The sequence below is a fragment of the Shewanella sp. 38A_GOM-205m genome (genome assembly GCF_000518445.1).
Classification (GTDB): Bacteria; Pseudomonadota; Gammaproteobacteria; order Enterobacterales; family Shewanellaceae; genus Shewanella; species Shewanella algae.
The window spans coordinates 239988-263536 of the sequence record NZ_JADP01000003.1; the positions used below are offsets into that span (position 1 = coordinate 239988).

Consider the following 23549-nt stretch of genomic DNA (forward strand, 5'->3'; position numbering starts at 1 on the left):
TTTCTGAAAGTTGCATAAAAAAATCCGATGACATGGAGTCATCGGATTTTGATCCTTTCAGTTAGATCCTCAAGCTATCTGTCTTAACTGATCGGCATTATCCTCATGGTGGTTTTTTACTGACCGAGCAATCGGGTTAGGAGATACGCTCTACCGAGCCACCGAGGCCCTTGAACTTATCTTCGATATGCTCATAACCCCGATCCAGATGATAGATACGGTCCACCACTGTGGTGCCTTCGGCCATCAGTCCGGCTATCACCAAACTGGCCGACGCCCGCAGATCGGTCGCCATCACCTGAGCACCATTGAGCTGCTCAATACCGTGAATGATACAGGTATTGCCTTCCAGCTCCATATTGGCGCCCATACGGTTCAACTCAGGCACATGCATAAAGCGGTTCTCAAAAATGGTTTCCGTGATAGTGCCTGTGCCTTCTGCCAGTGCATTGAGCACACAGAACTGCGCCTGCATATCGGTTGGGAAACCGGGATAAGGCAGAGTCTTGATATTGACTGACTTGGGACGCTTGCCCTTCATATCCAGGGCTATCCAGTCGCTGCCGGTAAGGATTTCGGCGCCGGCATCTTCCAGCTTGGCCAACACAGCCTCCAGCGAGCCGGGATCGGCATCCAGACAACGGATCCGGCCACGGGTCACGGCGGCAGCCACCAGAAACGAGCCTGTCTCAATTCTGTCCGGCATCACCCGATAACGGCAACCATTGAGCTTCTCCACTCCCTGAATCCGTATAGTGGCGGTTCCGGCGCCCTCAATCTTGGCCCCCATGGCGATAAGGCACTTGGCCAGGTCCACCACTTCGGGTTCGCGGGCGGCGTTTTCAATCACGGTTTCACCGTCGGCCAAGGCCGCGGCCATCAGCAGATTCTCCGTGGCACCAACACTGACCATATCCATAAAGATATGCGCGCCCTTGAGGCGACCATCGACCCGCGCCTTGATATAGCCTTCATCGACTTCTATCTTGGCGCCCATCAGCTCGAGGCCATGCAGGTGCAGGTTCACCGGCCGGGCACCTATGGCGCAGCCCCCCGGCAGAGACACATCCGCCTTACCGAAACGTGCCAGCAAGGGCCCCAGGATCAGAATTGAGGCGCGCATGGTTTTCACCAGATCATAAGGGGCGCAAAACTCATTGATACCGCTGGCATCGATACGTATCTGGCCCTGCCCCAGTTCGGTGACGTCGGCGCCGAGACAGCGTAGCAGCTTACAGCTGGTGCTGACGTCCCTCAGGTTGGGCACATTGGAAACCAGAAACTCCGACTCGGCCAGCACCCCGGCCATCAGAATAGGCAGGGCAGCATTCTTGGCGCCGGAGATCACCACGTTACCGGCAAGCGCACCGCTTGCCTGAATTTTCAGTTTATCCACATTGATACTCTAGGCTGGCATGTTGAAGATTTTTTCACGCTGCCACTGGGTAGGCGTAAAAGTCTTGATACTGAGCGCGTGCATCTCACCACTGGTGATCTTGTCCATCAGGGGCGCATAGATGGCCTGCTGCTGCTTGATACGGCTCATGCCATCGAAACATTCACCCACGGCCACTATCTTGAAATGGCTGCCTTCGGCGCTGACATAAACTTCCGTCAACGAGAGTGAATCCTTTAATATTTGTTCTATCTCTTTGGTATCCATTGGAAACTTACCTAGTTTGGCCCTCTGTGGTAAAGAAGGCATCCAAATCATACAGGGCGATCAACTTACGCACCTGTGGCGAGGGAGAAGCCAGGGTCAGCTCCCCCTTTCTGAGACTGACAAGCTCCATTAGAAACGCCATGCCGGCACTGTCCGAGTATGTCAGCTCGCTGAGTTCTAACCGGCGCACATCGTCCGGCAGCAGTGTCTTACGCGTCTTCCACAAGCGGGCGACCTCTTCTTGAGTCAAACGCCCGCTCAATTTGCAGCTATCGCCCTGTGGCTCCAGCTTCATAGCGCATCCTTGCCTTTAGGGCCATTAGGATCCACGTGAGCCTGAGTGCGCTCTCTAAGCATCTCAATCACGGCATCTATGCCCTTTTGACGAATGAGTGTAGTGACTTCCGATTGCTTGGAGGCCAGCAGGCTGACACCTTCTGCAACCAGGTCGAAGGCCTTCCAGCTGTCGTCCTTCAAACGACGCGCCTTGAACTGCAACTTGATGGGCGGACGACCCGCTTCAATGATCTGTACATTCACCTCGACTATCTTTTCCTGGCTGAAGTCGATGGCGCGGCCAAATTCCACTTTCTGATTGGTGTACTCGGTAAAGGCCTGGGCATAGGTGGAAACCAGGTAGCCCTCAAAAGCATCAACAAAGGCATCACGCTGCTCTTTGGTGGTCTGCTGCAGATATTGGCCCATCACCTTGTAAGCCGCGTACTTGTAATCCACATAAGGCATCAGCTCCTCTTGAACAATCACCTTGAGGTGATCCGGATTGCTGTCGATGATGCTCTTGTCCTGATGGAAGCGATCGAATGTCTTGTCGGCAACCTGCTCCACCATGATATAAGGGTTGCTGGTATCGATATCGGCCGCCTGTGCCACAGTTGCAGACGCCAGACAGGCGACGGCCAACAGATTACGGATTATCCCTTTAAACATCTCAGTGCTCCTAGTTGTCCTTTGAACCCATGCTATATAAAAACTGTCCGATCAGATCCTCCAGCACCAGCGCCGAACGGGTATCATCGATGCGATCACCATCTTGCAAAATCGCGATATCGTCATCCATAAACCCTGGCGTCAGGCCGAGGAACTGCTCACCCAGCAAGCCCGAGGTCAAGATAGCCAGACTGCTGGTTTCGGGAAACTGGTCGTAACGCTTGTCCATGGTCAAAGTCACCACTGGCACCATCTGCTTGGGATCCAGGGTGATCTTACTGACCCGGCCGACAACCACGCCGCCAACCTTTACCGGCGAGCGTACTTTAAGGCCGCCAATATTACTGAACTTGGCCGTCAGAGTGTAAGTATTGCTAGAGGACTGCACCTCCACATTGGCCACCTTGTATACCAGCAGCAGAAAGGCTGCCAGACCCGCCAATAGGAAGAGTCCCACCATAAATTCAATTTTTCGTGTCAACATAGAGTCACCAGAGTTAATCATCCATTATGCGCCGGCGCCAAAATCAGCGGGCAAACATCAGCGCCGTCAATAAGAAGTCCAACGCCAATACCGCCAGGCTGGACTGCACCACAGTCTGGGTGGTCGCGCGGCTAATCCCTTCCGGATTAGGCACCACCTGATAACCACGATAGAGGGCTATCCAGGTCACCACTATGGCAAAAACAAAACTTTTAATCAGGCAGTTGACTATGTCCTGCCGCCACTCCACCGCGGCCTGCAGAATCGACCAGAAGGCGCCATTGTCTATGCCTTTCCATTCGACCCCGACCAGATAACCGCCATAGATACCCACAGTGGTAAACATCAAGGCCAACAACGGCATGCTGATCACCCCGGCCCAGAAGCGCGGCGCGATCACCTGCCGTAACGGATCTATCGCCATCATCTCCAAACTGGAGAGCTGCTCTGTGGATTTCATCAACCCCAGTTCAGCGGTCAGGGCCGAACCGGCGCGGCCGGCAAACAGCAAGGCGGTGACCACGGGGCCAAGCTCCCTGAGCAAGCTCAACGCTACCATGGGACCCAGGCTCTCTTCGGTGCCGAAGTCCACCAATATGTTGTAGCCCTGCAGCGCCAGCACCATACCGATAAACAGTCCGGAAACCAAAATGATCACCATGGACTGCACGCCGACGACATAAACCTGCTTTATCAGCAGTGGCAAGCCTTTGCGTGGCCGTGGCAGCTGCATCAGGGCGCCCCAAAGCATCACCCCCGCCTTGCCGAGCCCTGTCACCAGACTCAGCGCATTGCGGCCAAGATTGGCTATCGAATCAGTCAAGCTCACCGAGCAACTCCTTCTGATAATCCTGCGCCGGATAGTGGAAAGGCACGGGGCCGTCCGGCATACCGTCGATAAACTGCCTTAGCTGTGGATTGTCGGCCTGCTTAAGCTCGGCCGGTGTACCTTGGGCTATGATGCGCTTATCGGCGATCACATACACATAGTCGGCAATACTCAGCACTTCACTGACATCGTGGGAAACCACCACAGAGGTGAGGCTCAGAGCATCGGACAACTCTTTGATAAGCTTCACCAGCACCCCCATGGAGATGGGATCCTGACCGGCAAAGGGCTCGTCATACAGCACCATTTCCGGCTCGAGTGCTATGGCGCGGGCCAAGGCAGCCCGGCGCTGCATTCCGCCGGAAAGTTCGCTTGGCATCAACTGCGCCGCGCCGCGAAGTCCTACGGCTTCAAGCTTCATTAACACTATGCGGCGGATAATAGCTTCCGGCAGCCCTGAGTGCTCCCTGAGTGCAAAGGCCACGTTATCGAACACATTCATGTCGGTGAACAGGGCGCCGCTCTGGAACAACATGCTCATCCGCTTACGGGCTTCAAACAGCTCGTGGCGGCTCAGCTTATGAATGTCCTGACCATCGAACAGCACCTGGCCGTGATCCGGAGTCAACTGCCCACCAATGAGCTTCAGCAGCGTGGTCTTGCCTATGCCGCTGGGCCCCATGATGGCAGTGACTTTACCCCTGGGAATCGTGAGGCTTATCTGCTCATAAATCACCCTCGAGCCACGACTGAAGCCGAGATTGTTGACCTCGACCAGGGGAGAAGGATTTTGCTGCTTGCTGGATTCCGGCATCAAAATGAAATGGAGACCTTGTCTAGTGGAATTCAAGTTACGGCGCAGCTGTAGCTGCCATGGCACATAAGGCCCGCCGTTATAAGGCTTGATACTGCCGCAGGCTTACTGAATTGACGCTGAATGGCGCCCGGTAACCCGTATGGCCAAGCCAAAGATAAGCGATAAATTGTACGCAATTGAGGATAAGCGCACAACTGAATCAATAGTATCGCGCCGTGATACTTTCAATTTGTAGCAAATACGGCGAAAATGCACGCCAGAATCCGTAGCTTTGTTTACTGCATGTTATTCAATATTTTCTTGCTGCTCGCCGGCTTGTCCGTCCTGGTCTGGAGTGCCGATAAATTCGTTTATGGTGCCGGGGCTTTTGCCCGTAACCTGGGGTTACCCCCCATGTTGATAGGACTGACCATAGTGGCCATGGGCAGTTCGGCCCCAGAGATGTTCGTTGCCGCCAGCGCCTCCATGGCCGGCATGCCGGATACGGCCGTGGGTAATGTGCTGGGCTCCAATGTCGCCAATGTCAGCTTGATCCTGGGTTTAACCGCTCTGCTTGGGGCTATCGCCGTCAGCTCCAAGACCCTGAAGCGGGAGATCCCCATGATGCTGGGTGCCACAGTGCTGGCGGGTTACTTCCTGCACGATGAGTATCTTAGCCGCAGCGAAGGGGTTATTTTACTGGCGCTGTTCTTCGGCCTGATGGGCTATCTTATCTGGCATGCGCTGACCAATAAGAACAAGGATCCACTCGCCGACGAAGCCGATGCCGAGATCCCCAAAGATGTGCCCACTGCCAAGGCGGTACTATGGTTGATAATAGGCTTGGTACTCTTGCCGCTGTCGGCGGATTGGATGGTGGACGGTGCCGTAGGCATCGCCAAGTCTTTTGGACTGTCTGATCTGGTTATCGGTCTAACCATCATTGCCGTAGGCACCAGCCTGCCGGAACTGGCGGCCTGTGTGGCCGGTGTGCTCAAGAAAGAGGACGACCTGGCCATAGGCAATATTGTCGGCTCCAATCTGTTTAACATACTGGCGGTACTGGCAATACCCGGCCTTATAGCCCCGGGGGTAATCGATGCCGCGGCGACCGGACGCGACTTTTATATGGTTTTGGGCACCAGTTGTGCCCTGGCACTCCTGGTGCTGAGCACAGGCAAACAACGTGAACTCAAACGCTGGCACGGTGCCTTACTACTGATAAGCTTCATCGGCTATCAATACAGCCTGTTTCAATCCCACTAGCGATGAAGGGCAAAAAGACGAGAGACAACTATGGCAGAAGCTAAGCAACTGCGCCAATGGGGCCGCAGAGTAATAGATATCGAGAAACAAGCACTGGACAACCTGTACCAGTTTGTTGATTCCCCCGAATTCGCCCAAGCCTGCGAACTGATCCTCAACTGCAGCGGCAAGGTGATAGTGATGGGGATGGGGAAATCGGGCCATATAGGCAACAAGATTTCTGCCACCCTCGCCAGCACGGGCACCCCGGCATTCTTCGTTCACCCGGGCGAAGCCAGCCACGGCGACCTTGGGGTGTTGAGTGAAAACGATATCGTATTGGCTATCTCCAACTCGGGCGAGTCCAGCGAAATTCTGACCCTGATGCCCGTCATCAAGCGCCAGGGGATCCCTATGATCTCCATGACAGGTAAGCCCGAATCCACCATGGCCAAGCTGGCGCAGCTGCATCTGTGCATCAAGGTGCCTGAAGAAGCCTGCCCGCTGGGTCTGGCGCCCACCTCCAGCACCACGGCCACCCTGGTGATGGGAGATGCCCTGGCGGTCGCGCTACTGCAAGCCAAGGGCTTTACCAAAGATGACTTTGCCCTGTCGCATCCCGGCGGCGCTTTAGGACGCAAGCTGCTGCTCAAGGTCAGCGATGTGATGCACAAAGGCGAAGAGCTGCCGTTGGTCACAGAAGATATCTGTATCACCGACGCCCTGTATGAGATCTCCAAGAAGGGCCTGGGTATGACCGCCGTGGTCAATCAGCAGAAGCAACTCGTGGGTATCTTCACCGATGGTGATTTGAGACGTGTCATAGACGCCGGAGTCAACCTGCGTACTACAAAAATCAGCGACGTCATGACCCGTGATTGCATCACCAGTGGTGACAATATCCTCGCGGCGCAGGCGCTGAAGGTGATGGACGAGAATGACATCAACGGTCTTATTGTCATCAATGGCGCCAATGAGCCGATTGGGGCTCTCAATATGCTGGATATGGTCAAGGCGGGGGTTATCTGATGAGTCATCAAGGTTTCTACGGGCCCATAAGCGAAGATAACTGGCAAAGAGCCGCCAAAATCAAACTGCTTATCTGTGATGTTGACGGTGTCTTCTCCGATGGCCGCATCTATATGAGCAACAGCGGCGAAGAGCTGAAGGCCTTCCATACCCGCGATGGTTATGGGGTGCGCTCGCTGCTGTCCTGCGGCATTCAGGTGGCGGTGATCACCGGCCGCAAGTCCCAGATAGTCGAAAACCGCATGACGGCCCTGGGGGTAGACAAGATTTATCAAGGCATAGACAACAAGCTGGAGCCCTATGAGGCGCTGCTTAAGCACTATGACCTCGAGCCTGAACAAGTGGCCTATATAGGTGACGACATTGTCGACTTGCCGGTGATGAAGCAAGTGGGGCTGGCGGTTTGCGTAGCCGATGGCCATCCTTGGGTAAGGCAGCACTGCCACATGGTCACTCAGATTGCCGGCGGCCATGGTGCACTCCGGGAGCTGGCGGATCTTATCCTGCTCAGTCAGGACAAATTTGAAAATGCCCACGGAATGAGTATATGAATAGGGTCACCCTGGCCATTATTTTGTTTTTCTCCACTGCACTTATCCTTTACTGGCAGGTGCAGAACAAGCGCAACGCTCAACAGAGTGAGGCGCCTGTAGATGTGGTTCGGCCTGACTTTGTCGCCGATGACCTGCGCTCGGTCAACTTTGATGAGCAGGGCAATGTCGCCAGTAGGGTCGCCGCGGCGCACATGGAACATTATGAAGCCAGTGAAAAGACCTTCTTCAACCAACCGGTTTATCTGGTCTATCCGGACAAGGGCGAGGCACAGTGGCGTCTGTCTGCCAACGAAGGCAGGCTCAATCGCAAGAGTAACCGAGTGGTACTTGAAAATAATGTTATCATCGACGCCATTAGCCCCAATGAACCGATCCAGAGCCTGAAAACCAGTTATGTGGAGCTGGATCTGGACACCATGATCATGACCTCAGATCGCGAGATCCTGATCGAAGGCAAAGACTTTAATATCAAGGGATCCGGCCTGTACGCCGATCTCAATGCTCAGCAAGTGAAGCTGACCAGTCAGGTGAAAGGAACCTATGAAACCAAGTAAGCTTTTTATCGGTGCCCTCTTGTGCATCACAAGCCTGTCGGCAGTGGCCATTGAAGAAGATCTGCTGCAAAAAGTAGAGATCAGCGCCGCTAATCAGTTTGCCGATATCAAAAACAAGCGTGTGGTATACGGCGGGCCTGTCACAGTCACCCAGGGCAGTTTAAAACTGCTGGCCGATGAACTCACGGCTTACACAGAAGACAAGAGTGGCGAGCGGATCCTGGTGGCCAAGGGCTCACCCGCTACCTATACCCAGAAACTGGAAGACGGCCGTCTGGCCAGTGCCAAGGCCAAAGAGATCCACTACAACATAGACAGTCGTATCATGACCCTGCTGGGCCAGGCCAAAGTAGAACAAGACGGCAGCGAAGTGACCGCAGAGAAGATAGTCTACGACATCAACAAGCAGCAGCTGGAAGCGGAAAGCAGCGGCAAAGGCCAAGACAGGGTAACCACTGTTATCCAGCCGGAAAACTATCAGGATCTCAATAAGAAAGAACAGCAGCAGGAGCCGCAATGACCAGCACCCTGACGGCACAGAATCTGGCAAAGAGTTACAAGAAACGCAACGTCGTCAAAGACGTCAGCCTGTCGGTCAATACCGGCCAAATCGTGGGGCTGCTGGGCCCCAACGGGGCAGGCAAGACCACCACCTTCTATATGGTGGTTGGGTTGGTACAGAGTGACAAGGGCCGTATCTTCATTGACGACGACGAGCTGACCTTGGATCCCATGCACCTGCGTGCCCGTAAAGGCATAGGCTACCTGCCACAGGAAGCCAGTATTTTCCGCAAGCTGTCGGTGCATGACAACATCATGGCCGTGCTGCAAACCCGCAAAGAACTCAACAGCGACGAGCGCGAGGAACAACTCGAACAGTTGCTGGAAGAATTCCATATTACCCACATACGTGACAGCCTGGGGATGTCCCTCTCCGGCGGAGAACGCCGCCGAGTGGAAATCGCCCGGGCATTGGCCGCCAATCCACAGTTCATTCTGCTGGATGAGCCGTTCGCCGGTGTGGATCCCATCTCAGTTATCGATATCAAGAAAATCATCGAACAGCTTAAATCCCGCGGTTTGGGGGTGCTGATCACAGACCACAATGTTCGCGAAACACTCGACGTTTGTGAGCGAGCCTACATAGTCAGCCATGGGCAGTTGATCGCCGAGGGCACACCCGCTGAAATCTTGGACAACCAGCAAGTGCGCGCTGTGTACTTAGGCGAACAATTCAGGCTATAGTTAGGATCATGTCATCCGGTGGCAATTCCGGGTATTATAGTTTGTTATTATTGAATTTTTTCCTTGAAAAATAACGAGTAGGGATTAGCGGTATAATGAAAGCGTCACTCCAGCTCAAACTGGGTCAACAGTTGACCATGACACCTCAGTTGCAACAGGCTATTCGCCTGCTGCAACTGTCGTCCCTTGAGCTGCAGCAGGAAATCCAGGAAGCCTTGGAAGCCAACCCTCTGTTGGAAATGGCCGAGGACAACCAGGATGACGCTATCGACGACAACCACAAGGAAAACGACGCCGGCGAGTTGAGCGCCAAGCAGGAAGATGGTTCCACGGTAGAAACCTCAGAGGCATTGAACAATGAGTCTATGCCGGATGAATTACCTATGGATACCACCTGGGACGAAGTCTTTACCGCCGCCAGTGCCTCCGGGCCGGCCATGGGCCGTGAAGATGATATGCCCTTCCAGGGGGAAACCAGCGAAGGGCTCTATGAACATCTGGAATGGCAGAAGAACCTGACCCCGTTTTCCGATACCGACGACGCCATTGCCACCGCCATTATTGATGCCATCGACGAGCAGGGTTATCTGACCCAGAGCACAGAGGAGATCCTCGAAGCCATGGGCAACCCTGAGATTGAGCTCGATGAAGTCGAGGCAGTACTCAAGCGGATCCAGCACTTCGATCCTGTCGGCATCGCCTCCAGAGATCTGCGCGAATGCCTGCTGATCCAGTTGCAACAGTTCAACGCCGACACCCCGCATCTGGCCGACGCCCGCTTGTTGATTGACGAACATCTGGATCTCATTGCCGCCCGCGACTTCCGCACCCTGATGCGCAAGACCAAGCTCAAGGAAGATCAGCTGCGTGAAGCCATCAACCTTATCCAGAGTCTCAATCCCCGCCCCGGCTTGCTGGTGCAGCCGATGGACGAGGAATATGTGATCCCTGATGTCAGCGTCTGGAAGAAAAACGGCCGCTGGGTAGTAGAACTCAACCCGGACTGTATGCCCAAACTCGGGATCAATCAGCAGTATGCTGCCATGGCTCGTAGCGCCCGCAGTCAATCAGACAGCCAGTTTATTCGTGGTCATCTTCAGGAAGCCAAATGGTTTATCAAGAGCCTGGAGAGCCGCAACGAAACCCTGCTCAAGGTGGCCAACTGTATAGTGCAGCTCCAGCAGGGATTTTTTGAATATGGTGAAGAGGCCATGAAACCCATGGTACTCAACGATATTGCCGAGGCGGTCGAGATGCATGAATCGACCATCTCCAGGGTCACCACGCAAAAGTATATGCATACCCCCAGGGGAATATTTGAATTGAAGTACTTCTTCTCCAGCCATGTCGGCACCGAAGATGGCGGAGAATGCTCTTCCACGGCGATCAGGGCTTTTATCAAGAAGCTCGTGGCAGCGGAAAACCAGAAGAAGCCTTTGAGCGACAGCAAGATGGCGCAACTTCTGGCAGAACAGGGAATCAACGTTGCAAGACGCACCATAGCCAAGTATCGCGAGGCTATGATGATACCACCGTCGAACCAGCGTAAGAGTTTATAAATCCACAGTTGGAAATTGGAGGAATCTTTCTATGCAAATCAACCTGACAGGACATCATATCGAGATCACCGACTCACTGCGTGACTACGTGGAAAGTAAGTTTTCTAAACTTGAACGCCATTTCGAACAGATCAATAATGTGCATGTTGTGCTCAATGTACAAAAACTGCAACAGATAGCCGAAGCCAAGATCCACCTCACAGGCGGCGAAGTCTATGCAACTTCTGAACATGCCGACATGTATGCCGCCATCGACGTTCTGATTGATAAATTGGATCGTCAGGTCATTAAACACAAAGAAAAGCTGACAAAACACTAACGATGGAACTGAGTACCATCCTGCGGCCGGAGTGCACTACCTGTGCCACTCCGGGCAGTAAGAAAAAGGTACTGGAGCTGATTAGCGATCTCGCTAGCGCCCAGTACCCCACCCTTTCCTCTCAAGCGATTTTTGAAAGCCTTTTGGCCCGCGAAAAGATGGGGAGCACAGGTATAGGTAATGGTATTGCGATTCCGCATGGCAGACTACCGGACATTACAGAGCCGATTGCCGTGCTGGTAAAATGCGAAGAGCCTATCGCCTTCGATGCCATAGACAACCAGCCGGTGGACATACTGTTCGCTCTCCTGGTGCCCGCAGATCAATGTCAGCAACACCTGAGTACCCTATCCGCCATGGCTGAAAAGCTCAGCGATAAGGCGATACTCAAGCAGTTGCGTAAATCCAGCGACGAAACAGAACTCTATCAGGTGATCACAGGATGAAACTCGCCATAGTCTCAGGCCGCTCCGGTTCCGGAAAATCCGTTGCCCTCAGGGTACTCGAAGACCTGGGTTACTACTGTGTGGATAATCTCCCCCTGCCCATGATTGGCAGCCTGTTGGAAAACCTCCGAGGCAGCAATGATCTGGTCGCCATCAGCATAGATGTGCGCAATATGCCGGATCAGGAAAAGGTGCTGGAACAACAGTTGGCGGCCTTGCCGGAAAACACCCAACTGACCAGCTTCTTCCTCAACGCCTCCGATAAAGTGCTGCTGAAGCGCTACAGCGAAACCCGCAGACTGCACCCCCTGTCCAAGAGCAAAGTCTCACTGCAGGACGCCATCAAGCTCGAAGGCAAGCTGCTGGAACCCATGTCGAAACTGGTGGATCACTACATAGACACCTCGGCGCTGAACATCTATGAACTCAGTGACACAGTGCGGGAAATTCTGCTTGGCAGTGTCGATAAAGAACTGGTGATCAACTTCGAGTCGTTCGGCTTTAAGCATGGTATGCCTCAGGAAGCCGACTTCATGTTTGATGTGCGCTTTCTGCCCAACCCCCACTGGGAGCCGGCGCTCAGGCCACTGACCGGGCTGGATGAACCTGTGCAGGAGTTTCTCAGCCGCCAGCCACTGGTGAACAAGTTTATCTGGCAGATAGAAAATCTGTTGGAAACCTGGCTGCCGCACCTGGAACGCAACAACCGCAGTTACCTCACCATAGCCATAGGCTGCACCGGCGGCCAGCATAGATCTGTCTATGTCGCTGAGCAGCTCGCCAAGCGTTTTGGCAACAGCAAACACAAGGTACAGGCCCGTCACCGGGAGCTGAATAATGGCAAAGGTTGAGCGGGAAGTCACCATAGTCAATAAGCTGGGCCTGCATGCCCGCGCCGCCACTAAGCTGGCGGTGCTGGCCAGCGAGTTCGAAGCCGATATCACCCTGATCCAAGGCGAGAAAAAAGCCTCGGCCGCCAGTGTGCTTGGGCTCTTGATGCTGGAAACCGGTCAAGGCAAGAGTATTCGCCTCATCGCCGAAGGCCCGGATGCCGAACCCGCGATGGACGCTATCTGCGCCCTGATCAACGCCCGTTTCGACGAAGCCAGCTAAAGCCTTAGCGCTGCACTCTTTGTTTCTATAACACCCCTGTCTTGAGGTAACATATCCTCGCTTTGCATCACAGGGGGAACTGCATGCCAATAGAAGCGCTCGACCAAGAGCTGACAGAACAACGTCTTACTCAACTAAACCAAGCTCTTAGCAGTGGTATGTTCGTGCATGTGCGCGACATGCTGCAGCGAATGACAGCTTCGGATATCGCCTTTATTCTCGAATCTTCACCGCCACGTACCCGTCAGGTACTCTGGCAACTTGTGGATCAGGAACAGAGCGGTGAGATCCTCGAAGAGCTGGGTGAGGATATGAAAGACCAGCTGATCAGCCTGATGAGTCCTGAGCGCTTGGCACGAGCGACCGCGGGTATGGATACCGATGATCTGGCCTATGTGCTGCGAAGCCTGCCGGATACCCTCTACAAACAGGTACTGCACTCCATGAGTGCCCAAGACAGGGCCAGGGTCGAACAGGCGCTCTCCTATCCGGAAGACAGTGCCGGCAGTCTGATGAACACAGATACAGTGACCCTGAGACCGGACGTCAACGTCGATGTGGTGCTGCGTTATCTGCGTCAAAGAGGCGAGTTGCCCGAAGCCACTGATACCCTCTATGTGGTAGATAGACGCGATGTTTTGCTCGGTGGCGTCAAGCTCTCCAGCCTGCTGACCTGTAACCCCACCGCCGGGATCCGCAGCATAATGGATCCCGAGCTTGAGAGTATTCCCGTCACCATGCCGGACAATGAAGTGGCCCAGCTGTTTGAACGCCATGACTGGGTTTCGGCGCCAGTGGTCGACAGTGAAGGCCATCTGCTTGGTCGAATCACCATTGATGATGTGGTGGATGTTATCCGAGAAGACGCCGAACACTCCATGATGGGGATGGCGGGGATGGACGATGATGAAGACACCTTCGGCCCCGTGTTCAAGAGCGCCTTTCGCCGCTCTTTATGGTTGACCTTCAACCTGTTTGCCGCCCTGCTGGCCGCCTCGGTCAGCAATATGTTTGAAGGCACGCTGGAAAAATTTGCCACCATAGCAATTCTGATGACCATAGTGCCCAGCATGGGCGGCGTTGCCGGCAACCAGACACTGGCGCTGGTGATCCGCGGTATCGCCCTCGGCCACATAGGCCAGAGCAACTCCCGCTGGCTTATCGGCAAGGAATTAGCCATCGGCTTTCTCAATGGCCTGTTGTGGTCGGCGCTGGTATTCACTGCCGTGTGGATCTGGAAAGGCGATCTGGCACTCGGCGCCCTTATTGGCGGCGCCATGTTGATCAATATGACGGTAGCCGGTCTCGCCGGGGCCAGTATTCCGCTGATCCTGAAAAAGCTCAATGTAGACCCTGCGCTGGCCGGCGGCATGGTGCTGACGACTGTGACGGATGTAATAGGCCTGTTCGCCTTCCTGGGATTGGCGACTCTCGTTTTAATGAGCTGAGGCTCAGGTTCTAATGGGCTGAAGGCTTGGTGTTGATAGCCTGAAGCTCTGGCCTTGACGCATTGCAGAAATAGCAGAGGGCGACCAGGTTCGTCCTCTGACTGTGGAAGATAGCGGGTCAGTCTTTAAGCCAGTGCACCTTGGGTTCATCCTGTTCACAGAAGACAGAGACACACTCATTGCGGCTCACCAGTAGATATTCCTGCAACTTGAGATTGGCGCTGGCCATAAAGCCGCTGCGTTCGGCCTCCTGGCGATACCAGCCACCGTTGGAGATACGGAACAACCAGCCATTGGAGAGGCTGCACTCGGTCCAGAACTCCATCAGATCGCCTTCATCCAGCATCCGAAAGCCAACCACAGAGTCAAAGTGCACCAATGCCCGGCAGCCCTCAACACTCAGTTCAATATCCAAGCCCTGACTGTCATAACAAAGGCGGATAAATCTCACCTCGTCGCCGAGATAATCTGTCGCTATCGGTAAGCCTTTGGTTTCGAGCATGCTCCCCCCCTGACAAGGACATAATGCCCTACTTTAGAAGGATAATAATTGCCCGTGCAAGCTGATTTGGCCAAAAAAACGTGAAATACCTATAAAGAGAGTGCGAGTCAGTTCAGAGCAACTGACTCGCATATCTCCAGAGTAAAACCCGCTTCCGCCGGATAGAGATTTAGGGCTTAAGCGGTGCTTCAAAGCCATAAGAGGCCAGAATGGATTGTCCCTTGGGAGACAGAATATACATGGCCAGAGGCCAGGCGGCAGAGTCGGCCTTATCCAGCACCAGCATGCCATAGTTGGCACCCACTGCCAGCGACTCGGGCAACGCCACTATCTTGAGATCAGGCACTTCTTTCTTGGCCAATACGGCATTGGTGCAGTAGGTTAAAAATACATCCGCCTGTTTGTTGGCCATCACCCAGCCATAGGGATTTTTGCCTTTCGGCGCCTTGGCACTGTCGGCGCCACCGGTCAGCTTGAGAGCCTTGGCCGCCAGTTTGGCCTGACTACCGGGCTTGATAGCTTCGGCGCGGTCAAACACCTTGAAAGCATAGTCACCGGCAGGGTCGGCCTTGGGAGTGGAGGTACCCAGCTTGATCTTACTGTCCAGCAGAGTATCCAGCATATTCTCTGTCGTCAGAGGAACATTATCTTGCGCCAGGGCGCACAGGCGGTTACGGGCAAACATCACCACAGGCGCGCCCTTGCCTTCCTGCATCAATTTCTGTGGGTGTTTCATATTGGCCGAAGCAAACAGGTCGACCTTTTCGCCCTCTTCAATTCGGCCTCTGAGCAAGCCTGAAGGGGCAAACTGGGCATTGACCTTAACGCCGCCATCGGCCTGATAACTGGCGATAACATCCGTCATGGCGGTCTTCAAACTTCCCGCGGCCCTGAACTCCAGATCCGCCGCCTGAGAGAAGGCGGGCAGTAACAGGGCGAGTAAGCAGACGCTCTTTTTCATTTATTTTTCTCCGGTGTATAAGATACAGATGCCGCTAAACTCAACCAAACCGCATCACAAATCAACGCACCACGGCAAAACTTGTCATAAATTCCCCTCAAGATCACGCCACCTGACAGGGAAAACCGAAGAAAGGGACAATTTGACCCAATAAAAAGGGCCGCCTAAGCGACCCTTAAACTTAAAATCTTAGCCGAGAGGACTAAGAATAATCTCTACCCGACGGTTCTGTGCCCGTCCCTGAGGGGTGGCATTGGAAGCGATTGGGCTGGCCTCACCTCGGCCTTGGGTCAATACCCGCTGTCCGGATACACCTTTACGGATCAAGTAATTACCAACCTCACTGGCGCGAACCTGTGACAATCTCAGGTTGTAGGACTCAGAGCCACTGCTGTCGGTATAACCCACTACATTCAGTTGAGTCTTGTCATATTCCTTGGCCACCAGCACTACGCTGTCCAATACCCGCATGGCGCCGCTACTGAGATCTGTCTTATCGACCTGGAAAGTCACTTCATTGGGCATGTTGAGCACTATGGTATCGCCCACCCGGGTCACACTGACACCGGTAGACGCCAGTTGCTGACGCAGCTTGGTTTCCTGCACATCCATGTAATAGCCTATACCACCGCCTACGGCAGCGCCGGATGCTGCCCCGATCAGGGCACCCTTGCCCCTGTCGCTCTTGCTGGAGGAGGCCACACCTATGGCCGCGCCGGCTACGGCACCTATCAATGCTCCGTTGGTCGCCTTGGCAGTCTGTTGCTCATTGGTATAAGGATTCACAGTGGTACAGCCAGTTGCCAGCATTGCCAGCAACAGAGGGGCTGTCAGAAAAGCGCGCTTTTTCATGTTATTTTTCCTTCGTCTGCTTGTTCCAAGCTAAGCGGAACCTACCTGGCGCCAAAGTATATAGCAGCACCTCAAGCAGACAATCCCCCGGAGGCCATAGAGGCGGCAAATCCGCACGGCGTTCAGCATAGATTCAGTCAAATCCGACATTTCCTGACCCGGATTGTCAGCCAAGTGTCACGGCGCTGACATCAAGTAAAACCCCAAAATAGAGCAGACTGCACTCTATTGGGTGGCGCCAGGCAGGTACACCTAATAATGAAATGAATCAATTTTCTTTTATATCAACAAGTTAAATGAAGATTAAAAACTGGCATGTTTCTTACATACCTATAAAGCAGTATTCCACTGTTCAGGAGTCATTATGAAAACACTGATGAAAATGCGCAGCAGTTGGCATTCACTCTGGCATTGCCTCAAGCACTTGGGCTACAGCCAATGGGATGTGGAATAGCAGAGGTGGAATCACAGCTCTGGAAAACCATTCTTGAACCATCAAGGAGGCAGTATGGAAATTAACGAGCAGAAGCTGCGACAGCAAGCCATTAAGGAAGTGACCCAAAACGGCAGGCTCATGTTTGACGTTGCCCGTCAGCATGGGATCTCCACCAAACAGGTTTATCAATGGCTGGCACAGAATGAAACAACAAGCAGGCCCAGGCAATCCCGGCTGATGGGAGAACTGCTGCAACTGCAGCAGCGCATTCGTCAGTTGAGCCAGGAGTTTACCCTAATCCGTTAAAGTTTCGACAGGAGCGAACCTGACACACTGTTATCGCCCCCAACGATAAAAAATGTACATATAACAACTATAAAGCGCTACATTTTTAAGGTTCGTTCCTGTCATTTTATTGCCGTTACTGGCCGCTTAGACGCTTGCCGAAAGAGATAGCATAAGCCGCGGATCTCAGCCGCAGCACAGGGTCATCACTGTCGGCAATCCCTTTACTGAGCACATTGGGATCAAAATTCAGCTTGTCACAGGCCGAAGCCGCAACCGAGTCTATGGTCAGACGCCCGAGGGCGACTCTGGGCCGGTTATCCGGCCACTGCTGTGAAGGGTCCAGTAAGGGATCCCCCTCCTCGGCCAGGGTCAGTTTAAGCTCAAACTGAGCCGGTCCTGTTTTCAGCCTCTGCATCAACCTGTCCTGCAGAAAATCATTCGGCAATTGTGCCAGCTCGGCATCCGTCAGAGGCTGCTCTCCGTCCACAGGCCAAAGCTCCCAGCGACCAAAGCGCTTTTGCTGGTCTTCATTACCAAAGATAAAGCTGTGAATGCCAAAGTAGTTGACCGATGTATAGGCCGCCGGCGGATTGTGCTGCTTGAGCCACTGCCCCTGGCGGGCGGCATCCGGATGCTGCTGTAAATAGCGTGCAACCGCGCCGGCTTCCCCCTCACGCTGAGCCAATGACGCGCGCAGCAAACCAAGAAAACTGTCGGGATCTTTTCCAGGAAACACTGGCGTGCTCAGCCCGGCCAACTGATGCACCTGCCCGTCTGGCAGTTCGATGCGTACGCCTATCCCTCTTGGGCTGCGACTGGTATCGGCCACAAAAGGATCGCCGCCCGCCATGGAAAAACGTACCTGAGCGGGCAGTGCTTGCTCTGTGGCAAACAGAGGTAACTCCTTGAGCCAGGGCTCCCCTGCACCTGGCTGGAAACTGCCAATGGTACAAATTCCCTTGGCATGCCCCTTACGTTCTCCCGGATGTTTACCGGAAAGTGCTTCAAATACTTGAATAAAATCATTTGCCTGAGCCGCCATTACCGAACTGGAGCCCAAAACACCCAACTGAGTCCCCAAGAGCAATAACGCAGACCAAACCGATACTCTCATGCTTACTCCTTTTGTAAAAATCAGAATCCAGGCCTGAAACAGGCCGCCCAATCCAGACCGGGAAACCCAGCGGATTATTTCAGGAGAGACCCAAAGGCCATGCTATGCTGAGGACGGCAACAGACGACAGGAGGCGGCAATGCAATATCGGATTGAGCAAGACACCCTGGGCGAGGTCAAGGTAGAGGCAGACAAATACTGGGGCGCCCAGACCCAGCGCAGTCTGGAAAACTTCCCCATAGGCCCGCAAGCGAGTATGCCAAAGGCCATCATCCACGCCTTCGCCCTGTTGAAAAAAGCCGCAGCCCAGACCAATGCCGAGCTTGGGCAACTGCCCAAGGACAAGGCTGCGATCATCGCCAGAGTTTGCGATGAAATCTTGGCGGGCCAACTGGAGCAGCACTTTCCACTGGTCATTTGGCAGACCGGCAGCGGCACCCAAACCAATATGAACCTCAACGAGGTGATAGCCAATCGAGGCATGGCTCTGGCAAATAAGGCCATCAGCCTGAGCCCGAACGATGATGTCAATCGCAGCCAGAGCAGCAATGATACCTTCCCCAGCGCCATGCATATCGCTGTAGTGCTCAAGACCTGCAGGCACACACTGCCGGCCATAGGTGCACTGCGCGATACCCTTAAACGCAAGTCACAACAGTTCGCCGATATTACCAAGACCGGCCGCACCCACTTTATGGATGCCACCCCACTGACACTGGGACAGGAGATCAGTGCCTGGGTGACTCAGTTGGATAAAGGCATAGGCGCCATAGAGCAGGCGTTGGCAAACTGCCGTGAATTGGCTCTTGGCGGCACAGCCGTGGGTACTGGGCTCAATTCTCCCGCTGGTTATGCCGAGCGAGCCGCCGAATTGATATCGTCATTCAGTGGTGAGCAGTTTGTCAGCGCGGCCAACAAGTTCGAGGCACTGAGTGCCAGCGATGCCATGGTGGAACTCAGCGGCGCCTTCAAGCGCCTGGCGGTCAGCCTGATGAAGATAGGCAATGATGTTCGCATGCTCGCCAGCGGCCCCCGTTGCGGTATAGGGGAACTGCAGTTGCCTGCCAACGAACCCGGCTCCAGCATGATGCCAGGCAAGGTTAACCCGACTCAGTGCGAGGCGTTGACCATGGTGGCGGCTCAGGTGATGGGCAACGATCTCGCCGTCAGCATAGGTGCCAGCAACGGCCAATTTCAGCTCAATGTCTTTCGGCCGCTCATCGCCGCCAATCTGCTGCAAAGCGCCGAATTGCTGGGTGATGCCTGTCTGAGCTTCGATGAGCGCTGCGCTTCGGGGCTGGAACCCAACCGCCAGATGATCGCCAAGCAGTTGCAGCGCTCCTTGATGCTGGTCACCAGCCTCAATCCTCACATAGGCTATGCCAAGGCTGCCCAAATCGCCAAGGACGCCCACCAAAGAGGCATTAGTCTGAGGCAAGCTGCGTTGGAGTCAGGACTGGTGACAGAGGCCGAGTTTGATACTTGGGTCAATCCGGCGAACATGTTGGGCCCTTTCGAGGTTAAACTGTAAATTTGCATTAAAACGTATCTGCATTAGAGCTAATCGCTGTATTATGCCGATTCACCGCCATATGGTCGGCATTTTCAACTGATACGCAGTAATTTACAGAATGAAATACCAAAATATCTTGTTGGCACTGAGCGCGCTCATGCTGACCCAATGCAGTTCACTCGACCTCAACCAATGCCAAAACTCAGATTGGTTTTCCCTGGGGCTTCAGGATGGCAACAATGGCGCTCATGCCAGCAGAATCAATGATTATGCCGAGGATTGTGCCGAGTTCGGTATCCGGGTCAATCATAGCGATTGGCGCGAAGGCTATCTAAAGGGACTGCAAAATTACTGTCAGCCGGAAAATGGTTACCGTGTCGGTCTGGCGGGTGAAGGCTATGCCGGGGTCTGCTCCAGTAACGCCTTTGTCGAACAGTACAATGCCGGCTACCGCCAATACCAGCTCAATAAACGCGCCGATGAGATCCGCAGCCGTCTGCGTCAGATAGACTATCAAATCCGCGATCTGGATCAGAAGCTGGTGTCCATGACAGACAAGGCCAGCACCCTGGAGAAGAAAAAACAGCTGCTGAATGAAAAAGATAACCTGGTGAACGAGCTCAGGTATCTTCATGTACCGGATGTGCAGTTCAGATGGCAATTCTGAGGCTCGCCTTCGATATCAAGCTATCCAGCGCCAAAACTCATGAGTTTAATCTGTGCGCCTGTTTTCAGCCCCAGATAAAACTGTGACCGTCGAAATAGGTCCTAATTTCGTTCCTGCACCGCAAGTGATGGGCTGCAGCTTAGCTAGCAGCTAAAACCTAGTTCATTGGTGGTTTGGGCTCAAAACCATGATAGCCGCAGTGCCAGCGGCCTAAAGTCGTGGAGCAAGTGCATCCATGCATAACGGCCAGCTCGACCTTCGAGCCTCGACATCCCTGTCTCGGCTACGCCAATTTGCAACAACGCCAGCGGCGGCTCCGAAGGGGGAATTGGTGCAACTCTTCCCACATAGAGTTGTTTTGAGCTGCAGACATACGCCTATTTTCCAGGCACAGGCGGAACTGTGACCTTCCGAGCCAGGGATGGCGAGGCAGAGCTTACAGGGATGTACTCGCAGCGAGTCACAGGATCGCCTGTGCGAAAAGCGCACCGCAGGTGATTGGTTACACCGTTGCCGGAAGCTCGGGCAATACTAGCTTAGATACTTTTAGCTGGAAGCCCTGATAACCGCAGCGCCAGCTGCACAACCCCTTTCTGGTGCCAACAGTTCTGGCACTTCCCCCATCCCTGGGTTAACTTGGCAAGTTGAACTCAAAGGAGGAAACGCGCAATGTCCGACTGCATATTGCAACCCTTTCAGCCGCAATGGGCCGGTTTGTTGCTCTCCTGGATAGAGTCGGCAGAGGCTTGTCTGCGCTGGGCAGGCCCAGGGCTGGGTTGGCCGCTGTCACCACCAAAGCTACAGCAACATCAAGCCCAGGCAAACCTCGCTCCTTTGGCGCTGACAAGAGTCGAAGCCAGTGACCAAGCTAGCCTGGACAGCGACTCGCTGCTGGGCTATCTGGAACTGCTGGCCAGAAAACCCGATGAGATCCGGCTATGCCGGGTGATCTGCTCCCCCAAGCATAGAGGCAAGGGGCTGGGGCGGGAATTAATGCGCCAGGGTATAGAGCGCGCCTTTGCCGATCCCAAGGTTACGCATCTAAGCCTAGCTGTGTTCCATGACAATCTCGCGGCCCGCCGCTGCTATCAGGCTCTGGGGTTTGAGATAGTGGCCCGAGGCCAGCTGGCGACAACGGAAACGAATGATTTTCCCGCTTCTGATGCTGAGTTACTGGAAATGCAACTCCAGCGCCGTCACTGGTTTAAACAGAATGAAAAGATTTTTTAAACAGTGAGTTAATTCACTTCCCTTTTATAAGGGCCATGCCAGAATAACCGCCATATCCGAGTATTGTGTTGTTTCGGTGAAAATCATGTCCAGCTCTCTCAAGGGAAACGCTCTGGCGGCCTTCTCTTTCGTGCTTTGGGGAATATTACCCCTCTACTATCAATTGCTGCCGGATGCGGCCATCTTCGAGTTGCTGGCCTTCAGGGTCATCTGGTCTGTGCCCTTTATGCTGCTGGTCTTTGTCCTGTTGAGACGACCATTACCAGCCTTTGGCGCGCTGTGGCGCGATAAACGCTCATTGCTGCTGTGCTTTGCCGCCGGGCTTATCATGTGTATCTCCTGGGTCAGCTTCACCTGGGCCCTGACCCATGGTCAGGTACTGGCGGCCAGCCTGGGATTCTTTATTAACCCTCTGTTTGCCATCGCTCTGGGGGTACTGTTCCTCGGCGACAAGCTGAGCAAGGCGCAACTGGCCGCCGTGGTGCTGGCCATTGCCGGTATTGGCTGGCAGGTATATCAATATGGCAGCCTGCCCTGGTTGTCTTTGGTGATGGGCAGCTTTTTTGCCCTCTACGGGCTGCTGAAAAAGTTTATCCGCTTTGACTCCTTCACCTCGGTTACTCTGGAAGCACTGCTGCTGACTCCCTTTGCTTTGGGCTACCTCTGTTATCTGCTGGCCACAGAGCAAAGCGCCGCACTGGTTGGCGGCAGCGAAGGCATTATGCTCTATATCGGTTCGGCGCCCGTGACGCTGGCGCCGCTGATCCTATTCAGCCTAGCGCTGAGATACACGAGTCTGTCCATGGTGGGTTTGCTGCAATACATTGAGCCCAGCCTGCAATTTTTGCTGGCGGTGGTCATCTTTGGAGAGGTGTTTGATGAGGTGAAACTGGTGAGTTTCTCCCTCATCTGGGCCGGGCTGCTGCTGTGCTCGCTGGAGGCCTTGCCCGGGCTGCGTCGCAGCTTAAAGCGGGTCTAACTTCCAGGCGCGGGTCATCTCGCGCTTGCCAAGAGCTCCCGGGTAAGCTTTTACCTGAAAACCGGCGGCCTTGAGATCTCGCTTGAACTGGCCATTGGCGCAGTAAGACACCAATAAGCCGCCCTGCTCCAGCAACCCATAACACTTTTTGAAGTTATCCAGCGCCCATACATCCGGCTGCTTACTGGGGGCGAAGGCATCGTAATACACCAAGTTGAAGGGTTCGCCCTGCCACTCGAGCTGCTCAAGCTTGCCCTTGACCTTACGCAGCACAAAACCCGGCATGACTTCCACATCCTGATCCCAGGGAGCGGCGTGCAAGGCATCGAACAGCGGCGCATACCAGTCGGGCAGCATGCCCTTGTAGTTCAGCCCTTCAATCAGCTCGGCGGACAAGGGATAAGGCTCTATGGTGACATAGCGCACCGGCAGCGGCGCCAAGCCACTGTGCTGACGCGCCTTTGTCAGTTCCAGTACCTTACCCAGGGTCATGAGGGCATTGAGCCCGGTACCAAAGCCCACTTCCAGAATCGCCAGATGGTCAAAGTCCTGCAACACCTGCTCGAGCCCGGCGTGGATAAACACATAACGGGATTCGGCCAACGCCCCCTTGTGGGAGTGGTAGGTCTCATTGAGCTCGGCATTAAATAGAGTGTGTGACCCATCTTCGGTCAGCTGCAGGCTTACGTGTTTCATCTCGACTCTTAATCATCTGTGCGGGGAAAGCCGGGGCGAGCGCCCCGGCGACGGGCAATTATCCCAGAAAGGCGATAAC

General features: G+C 54.2%; 29 protein-coding genes. 17 read left to right on the plus strand and 12 right to left on the minus strand.

Annotation, left to right across the window (positions count from 1 at the left end):
* Positions 1–136: 136 nt before the first annotated feature.
* The 7 genes from murA to mlaF are packed head-to-tail and all read right to left on the minus strand — an operon-like array spanning position 137 to position 4738.
* Positions 137–1396 carry a UDP-N-acetylglucosamine 1-carboxyvinyltransferase gene (gene murA, locus N512_RS0104185; protein WP_028779511.1) on the minus strand — a complete coding sequence of 420 codons (1260 nt, stop codon included), beginning with the start codon at positions 1394–1396 and terminating at the stop codon, positions 137–139.
* A gap of 9 nt (positions 1397–1405) precedes the next feature.
* Positions 1406–1663, minus strand: coding sequence for a BolA family protein (locus N512_RS0104190; RefSeq protein WP_025012084.1), 258 nt, complete (start codon positions 1661–1663; stop codon positions 1406–1408).
* 7 nt (positions 1664–1670) lie between these two features.
* Positions 1671–1958, minus strand: a complete 288-nt coding sequence (locus tag N512_RS0104195) for an STAS domain-containing protein (protein ID WP_028779512.1) — start codon at positions 1956–1958, stop codon at positions 1671–1673.
* Complete coding sequence (locus tag N512_RS0104200) at positions 1955–2611, minus strand: MlaC/ttg2D family ABC transporter substrate-binding protein (protein ID WP_028779513.1); 657 nt, start codon at positions 2609–2611, stop codon at positions 1955–1957. The genes N512_RS0104195 and N512_RS0104200 overlap by 4 nt, the downstream gene beginning before the upstream one ends.
* Positions 2612–2621: 10 nt before the next feature.
* Positions 2622–3095 carry an outer membrane lipid asymmetry maintenance protein MlaD gene (gene mlaD / locus N512_RS0104205; protein ID WP_025011770.1) on the minus strand — a complete coding sequence of 158 codons (474 nt, stop codon included), beginning with the start codon at positions 3093–3095 and terminating at the stop codon, positions 2622–2624.
* A 43-nt stretch (positions 3096–3138) separates the two neighbouring features.
* Positions 3139–3924 (minus strand): lipid asymmetry maintenance ABC transporter permease subunit MlaE, encoded by a 786-nt coding sequence (gene mlaE, locus N512_RS0104210; protein ID WP_028779514.1) that lies wholly within the window; start codon positions 3922–3924, stop codon positions 3139–3141.
* Positions 3911–4738: a phospholipid ABC transporter ATP-binding protein MlaF gene (mlaF, locus tag N512_RS0104215; RefSeq protein ID WP_028779515.1), complete on the minus strand. Its 828-nt coding sequence runs from the start codon at positions 4736–4738 to the stop codon at positions 3911–3913. Before mlaF ends, mlaE begins: the two co-directional genes overlap by 14 nt.
* A 285-nt stretch (positions 4739–5023) precedes the next feature.
* On the opposite strand from mlaF, the gene N512_RS0104220 reads away from it, so the two are divergent.
* The 12 genes from N512_RS0104220 to mgtE all read left to right on the plus strand — a co-directional run bounded on the left by N512_RS0104220 (position 5024) and on the right by mgtE (position 14232).
* Positions 5024–5986 (plus strand): calcium/sodium antiporter, encoded by a 963-nt coding sequence (locus tag N512_RS0104220; RefSeq protein ID WP_028779516.1) that lies wholly within the window; start codon positions 5024–5026, stop codon positions 5984–5986.
* A gap of 30 nt (positions 5987–6016) precedes the next feature.
* Positions 6017–6994, plus strand: a complete 978-nt coding sequence (locus N512_RS0104225) for a KpsF/GutQ family sugar-phosphate isomerase (RefSeq protein WP_028779517.1) — start codon at positions 6017–6019, stop codon at positions 6992–6994.
* Positions 6994–7545 (plus strand): 3-deoxy-manno-octulosonate-8-phosphatase KdsC, encoded by a 552-nt coding sequence (gene kdsC, locus N512_RS0104230; RefSeq protein ID WP_025011767.1) that lies wholly within the window; start codon positions 6994–6996, stop codon positions 7543–7545. Before N512_RS0104225 ends, kdsC begins: the two co-directional genes overlap by 1 nt.
* Positions 7542–8102 carry an LPS export ABC transporter periplasmic protein LptC gene (gene lptC / locus N512_RS0104235; RefSeq protein ID WP_025011766.1) on the plus strand — a complete coding sequence of 187 codons (561 nt, stop codon included), beginning with the start codon at positions 7542–7544 and terminating at the stop codon, positions 8100–8102. The genes kdsC and lptC overlap by 4 nt, the downstream gene beginning before the upstream one ends.
* Positions 8089–8622, plus strand: a complete 534-nt coding sequence (gene lptA / locus N512_RS0104240; protein WP_028779518.1) for a lipopolysaccharide transport periplasmic protein LptA — start codon at positions 8089–8091, stop codon at positions 8620–8622. The genes lptC and lptA overlap by 14 nt, the downstream gene beginning before the upstream one ends.
* The gene (lptB, locus tag N512_RS0104245) at positions 8619–9347 is read left to right on the plus strand and encodes an LPS export ABC transporter ATP-binding protein (protein ID WP_025011764.1); all 729 of its coding nucleotides are present in this window, start codon (positions 8619–8621) and stop codon (positions 9345–9347) included. Before lptA ends, lptB begins: the two co-directional genes overlap by 4 nt.
* A gap of 95 nt (positions 9348–9442) precedes the next feature.
* Entirely contained in the window at positions 9443–10906 is a 1464-nt protein-coding gene (locus tag N512_RS0104250; RefSeq protein ID WP_028779519.1) for an RNA polymerase factor sigma-54, read from the plus strand.
* A 31-nt stretch (positions 10907–10937) separates the two neighbouring features.
* Positions 10938–11225: a ribosome hibernation promoting factor gene (gene hpf, locus N512_RS0104255; RefSeq protein ID WP_025011763.1), complete on the plus strand. Its 288-nt coding sequence runs from the start codon at positions 10938–10940 to the stop codon at positions 11223–11225.
* 2 nt (positions 11226–11227) lie between these two features.
* A complete protein-coding gene (gene ptsN / locus N512_RS0104260) occupies positions 11228–11671 on the plus strand; it encodes a PTS IIA-like nitrogen regulatory protein PtsN (protein WP_025011762.1) in 444 nt (147 codons plus the stop codon).
* Positions 11668–12522: an RNase adapter RapZ gene (gene rapZ, locus N512_RS0104265; protein ID WP_028779520.1), complete on the plus strand. Its 855-nt coding sequence runs from the start codon at positions 11668–11670 to the stop codon at positions 12520–12522. The genes ptsN and rapZ overlap by 4 nt, the downstream gene beginning before the upstream one ends.
* Entirely contained in the window at positions 12509–12784 is a 276-nt protein-coding gene (locus tag N512_RS0104270; protein WP_025011760.1) for an HPr family phosphocarrier protein, read from the plus strand. Before rapZ ends, N512_RS0104270 begins: the two co-directional genes overlap by 14 nt.
* An 83-nt stretch (positions 12785–12867) precedes the next feature.
* Positions 12868–14232, plus strand: a complete 1365-nt coding sequence (gene mgtE, locus N512_RS0104275) for a magnesium transporter (RefSeq protein WP_028779521.1) — start codon at positions 12868–12870, stop codon at positions 14230–14232.
* Positions 14233–14350: 118 nt separating this feature from the next.
* Here mgtE and N512_RS0104280 read toward each other — a convergent pair whose 3' ends face one another.
* From N512_RS0104280 to N512_RS0104290, 3 genes are all read right to left on the minus strand, one after another.
* Positions 14351–14734, minus strand: coding sequence for a hypothetical protein (locus tag N512_RS0104280; RefSeq protein ID WP_025011758.1), 384 nt, complete (start codon positions 14732–14734; stop codon positions 14351–14353).
* A gap of 169 nt (positions 14735–14903) precedes the next feature.
* Positions 14904–15695 carry a molybdate ABC transporter substrate-binding protein gene (locus N512_RS0104285; protein ID WP_025011757.1) on the minus strand — a complete coding sequence of 264 codons (792 nt, stop codon included), beginning with the start codon at positions 15693–15695 and terminating at the stop codon, positions 14904–14906.
* A gap of 189 nt (positions 15696–15884) precedes the next feature.
* A complete protein-coding gene (locus tag N512_RS0104290; RefSeq protein WP_025011756.1) occupies positions 15885–16547 on the minus strand; it encodes an OmpA family protein in 663 nt (220 codons plus the stop codon).
* 508 nt (positions 16548–17055) lie between these two features.
* Between N512_RS0104290 and N512_RS0104300 the strand changes: the two genes are divergently transcribed.
* Positions 17056–17289, plus strand: coding sequence for a transposase (locus N512_RS0104300; RefSeq protein WP_025011755.1), 234 nt, complete (start codon positions 17056–17058; stop codon positions 17287–17289).
* Between the two features lie 115 nt (positions 17290–17404).
* Here the strand turns inward: N512_RS0104300 and N512_RS0104305 are convergent, their stop codons facing one another.
* Positions 17405–18385, minus strand: coding sequence for a catalase family peroxidase (locus tag N512_RS0104305; RefSeq protein ID WP_037474134.1), 981 nt, complete (start codon positions 18383–18385; stop codon positions 17405–17407).
* A gap of 139 nt (positions 18386–18524) precedes the next feature.
* Between N512_RS0104305 and fumC the strand changes: the two genes are divergently transcribed.
* The 4 genes from fumC (at position 18525) to rarD (ending at position 22774) form a co-directional block, all read left to right on the plus strand.
* Positions 18525–19916 carry a class II fumarate hydratase gene (gene fumC / locus N512_RS0104310; protein WP_028779524.1) on the plus strand — a complete coding sequence of 464 codons (1392 nt, stop codon included), beginning with the start codon at positions 18525–18527 and terminating at the stop codon, positions 19914–19916.
* 100 nt (positions 19917–20016) lie between these two features.
* A complete protein-coding gene (locus tag N512_RS0104315) occupies positions 20017–20565 on the plus strand; it encodes a DUF2799 domain-containing protein (protein ID WP_028779525.1) in 549 nt (182 codons plus the stop codon).
* Between the two features lie 669 nt (positions 20566–21234).
* Complete coding sequence (locus N512_RS0104325) at positions 21235–21795, plus strand: GNAT family N-acetyltransferase (RefSeq protein WP_028779526.1); 561 nt, start codon at positions 21235–21237, stop codon at positions 21793–21795.
* An 85-nt stretch (positions 21796–21880) separates the two neighbouring features.
* A complete protein-coding gene (gene rarD / locus N512_RS0104330; protein ID WP_028779527.1) occupies positions 21881–22774 on the plus strand; it encodes an EamA family transporter RarD in 894 nt (297 codons plus the stop codon).
* On the opposite strand, the gene mnmD is transcribed toward rarD, so the two are convergent.
* The gene (mnmD, locus tag N512_RS0104335; protein ID WP_028779528.1) at positions 22760–23470 is read right to left on the minus strand and encodes a tRNA (5-methylaminomethyl-2-thiouridine)(34)-methyltransferase MnmD; all 711 of its coding nucleotides are present in this window, start codon (positions 23468–23470) and stop codon (positions 22760–22762) included. The two genes, rarD and mnmD, sit on opposite strands and share 15 nt — an antisense overlap.
* Positions 23471–23549: the final 79 nt, after the last annotated feature.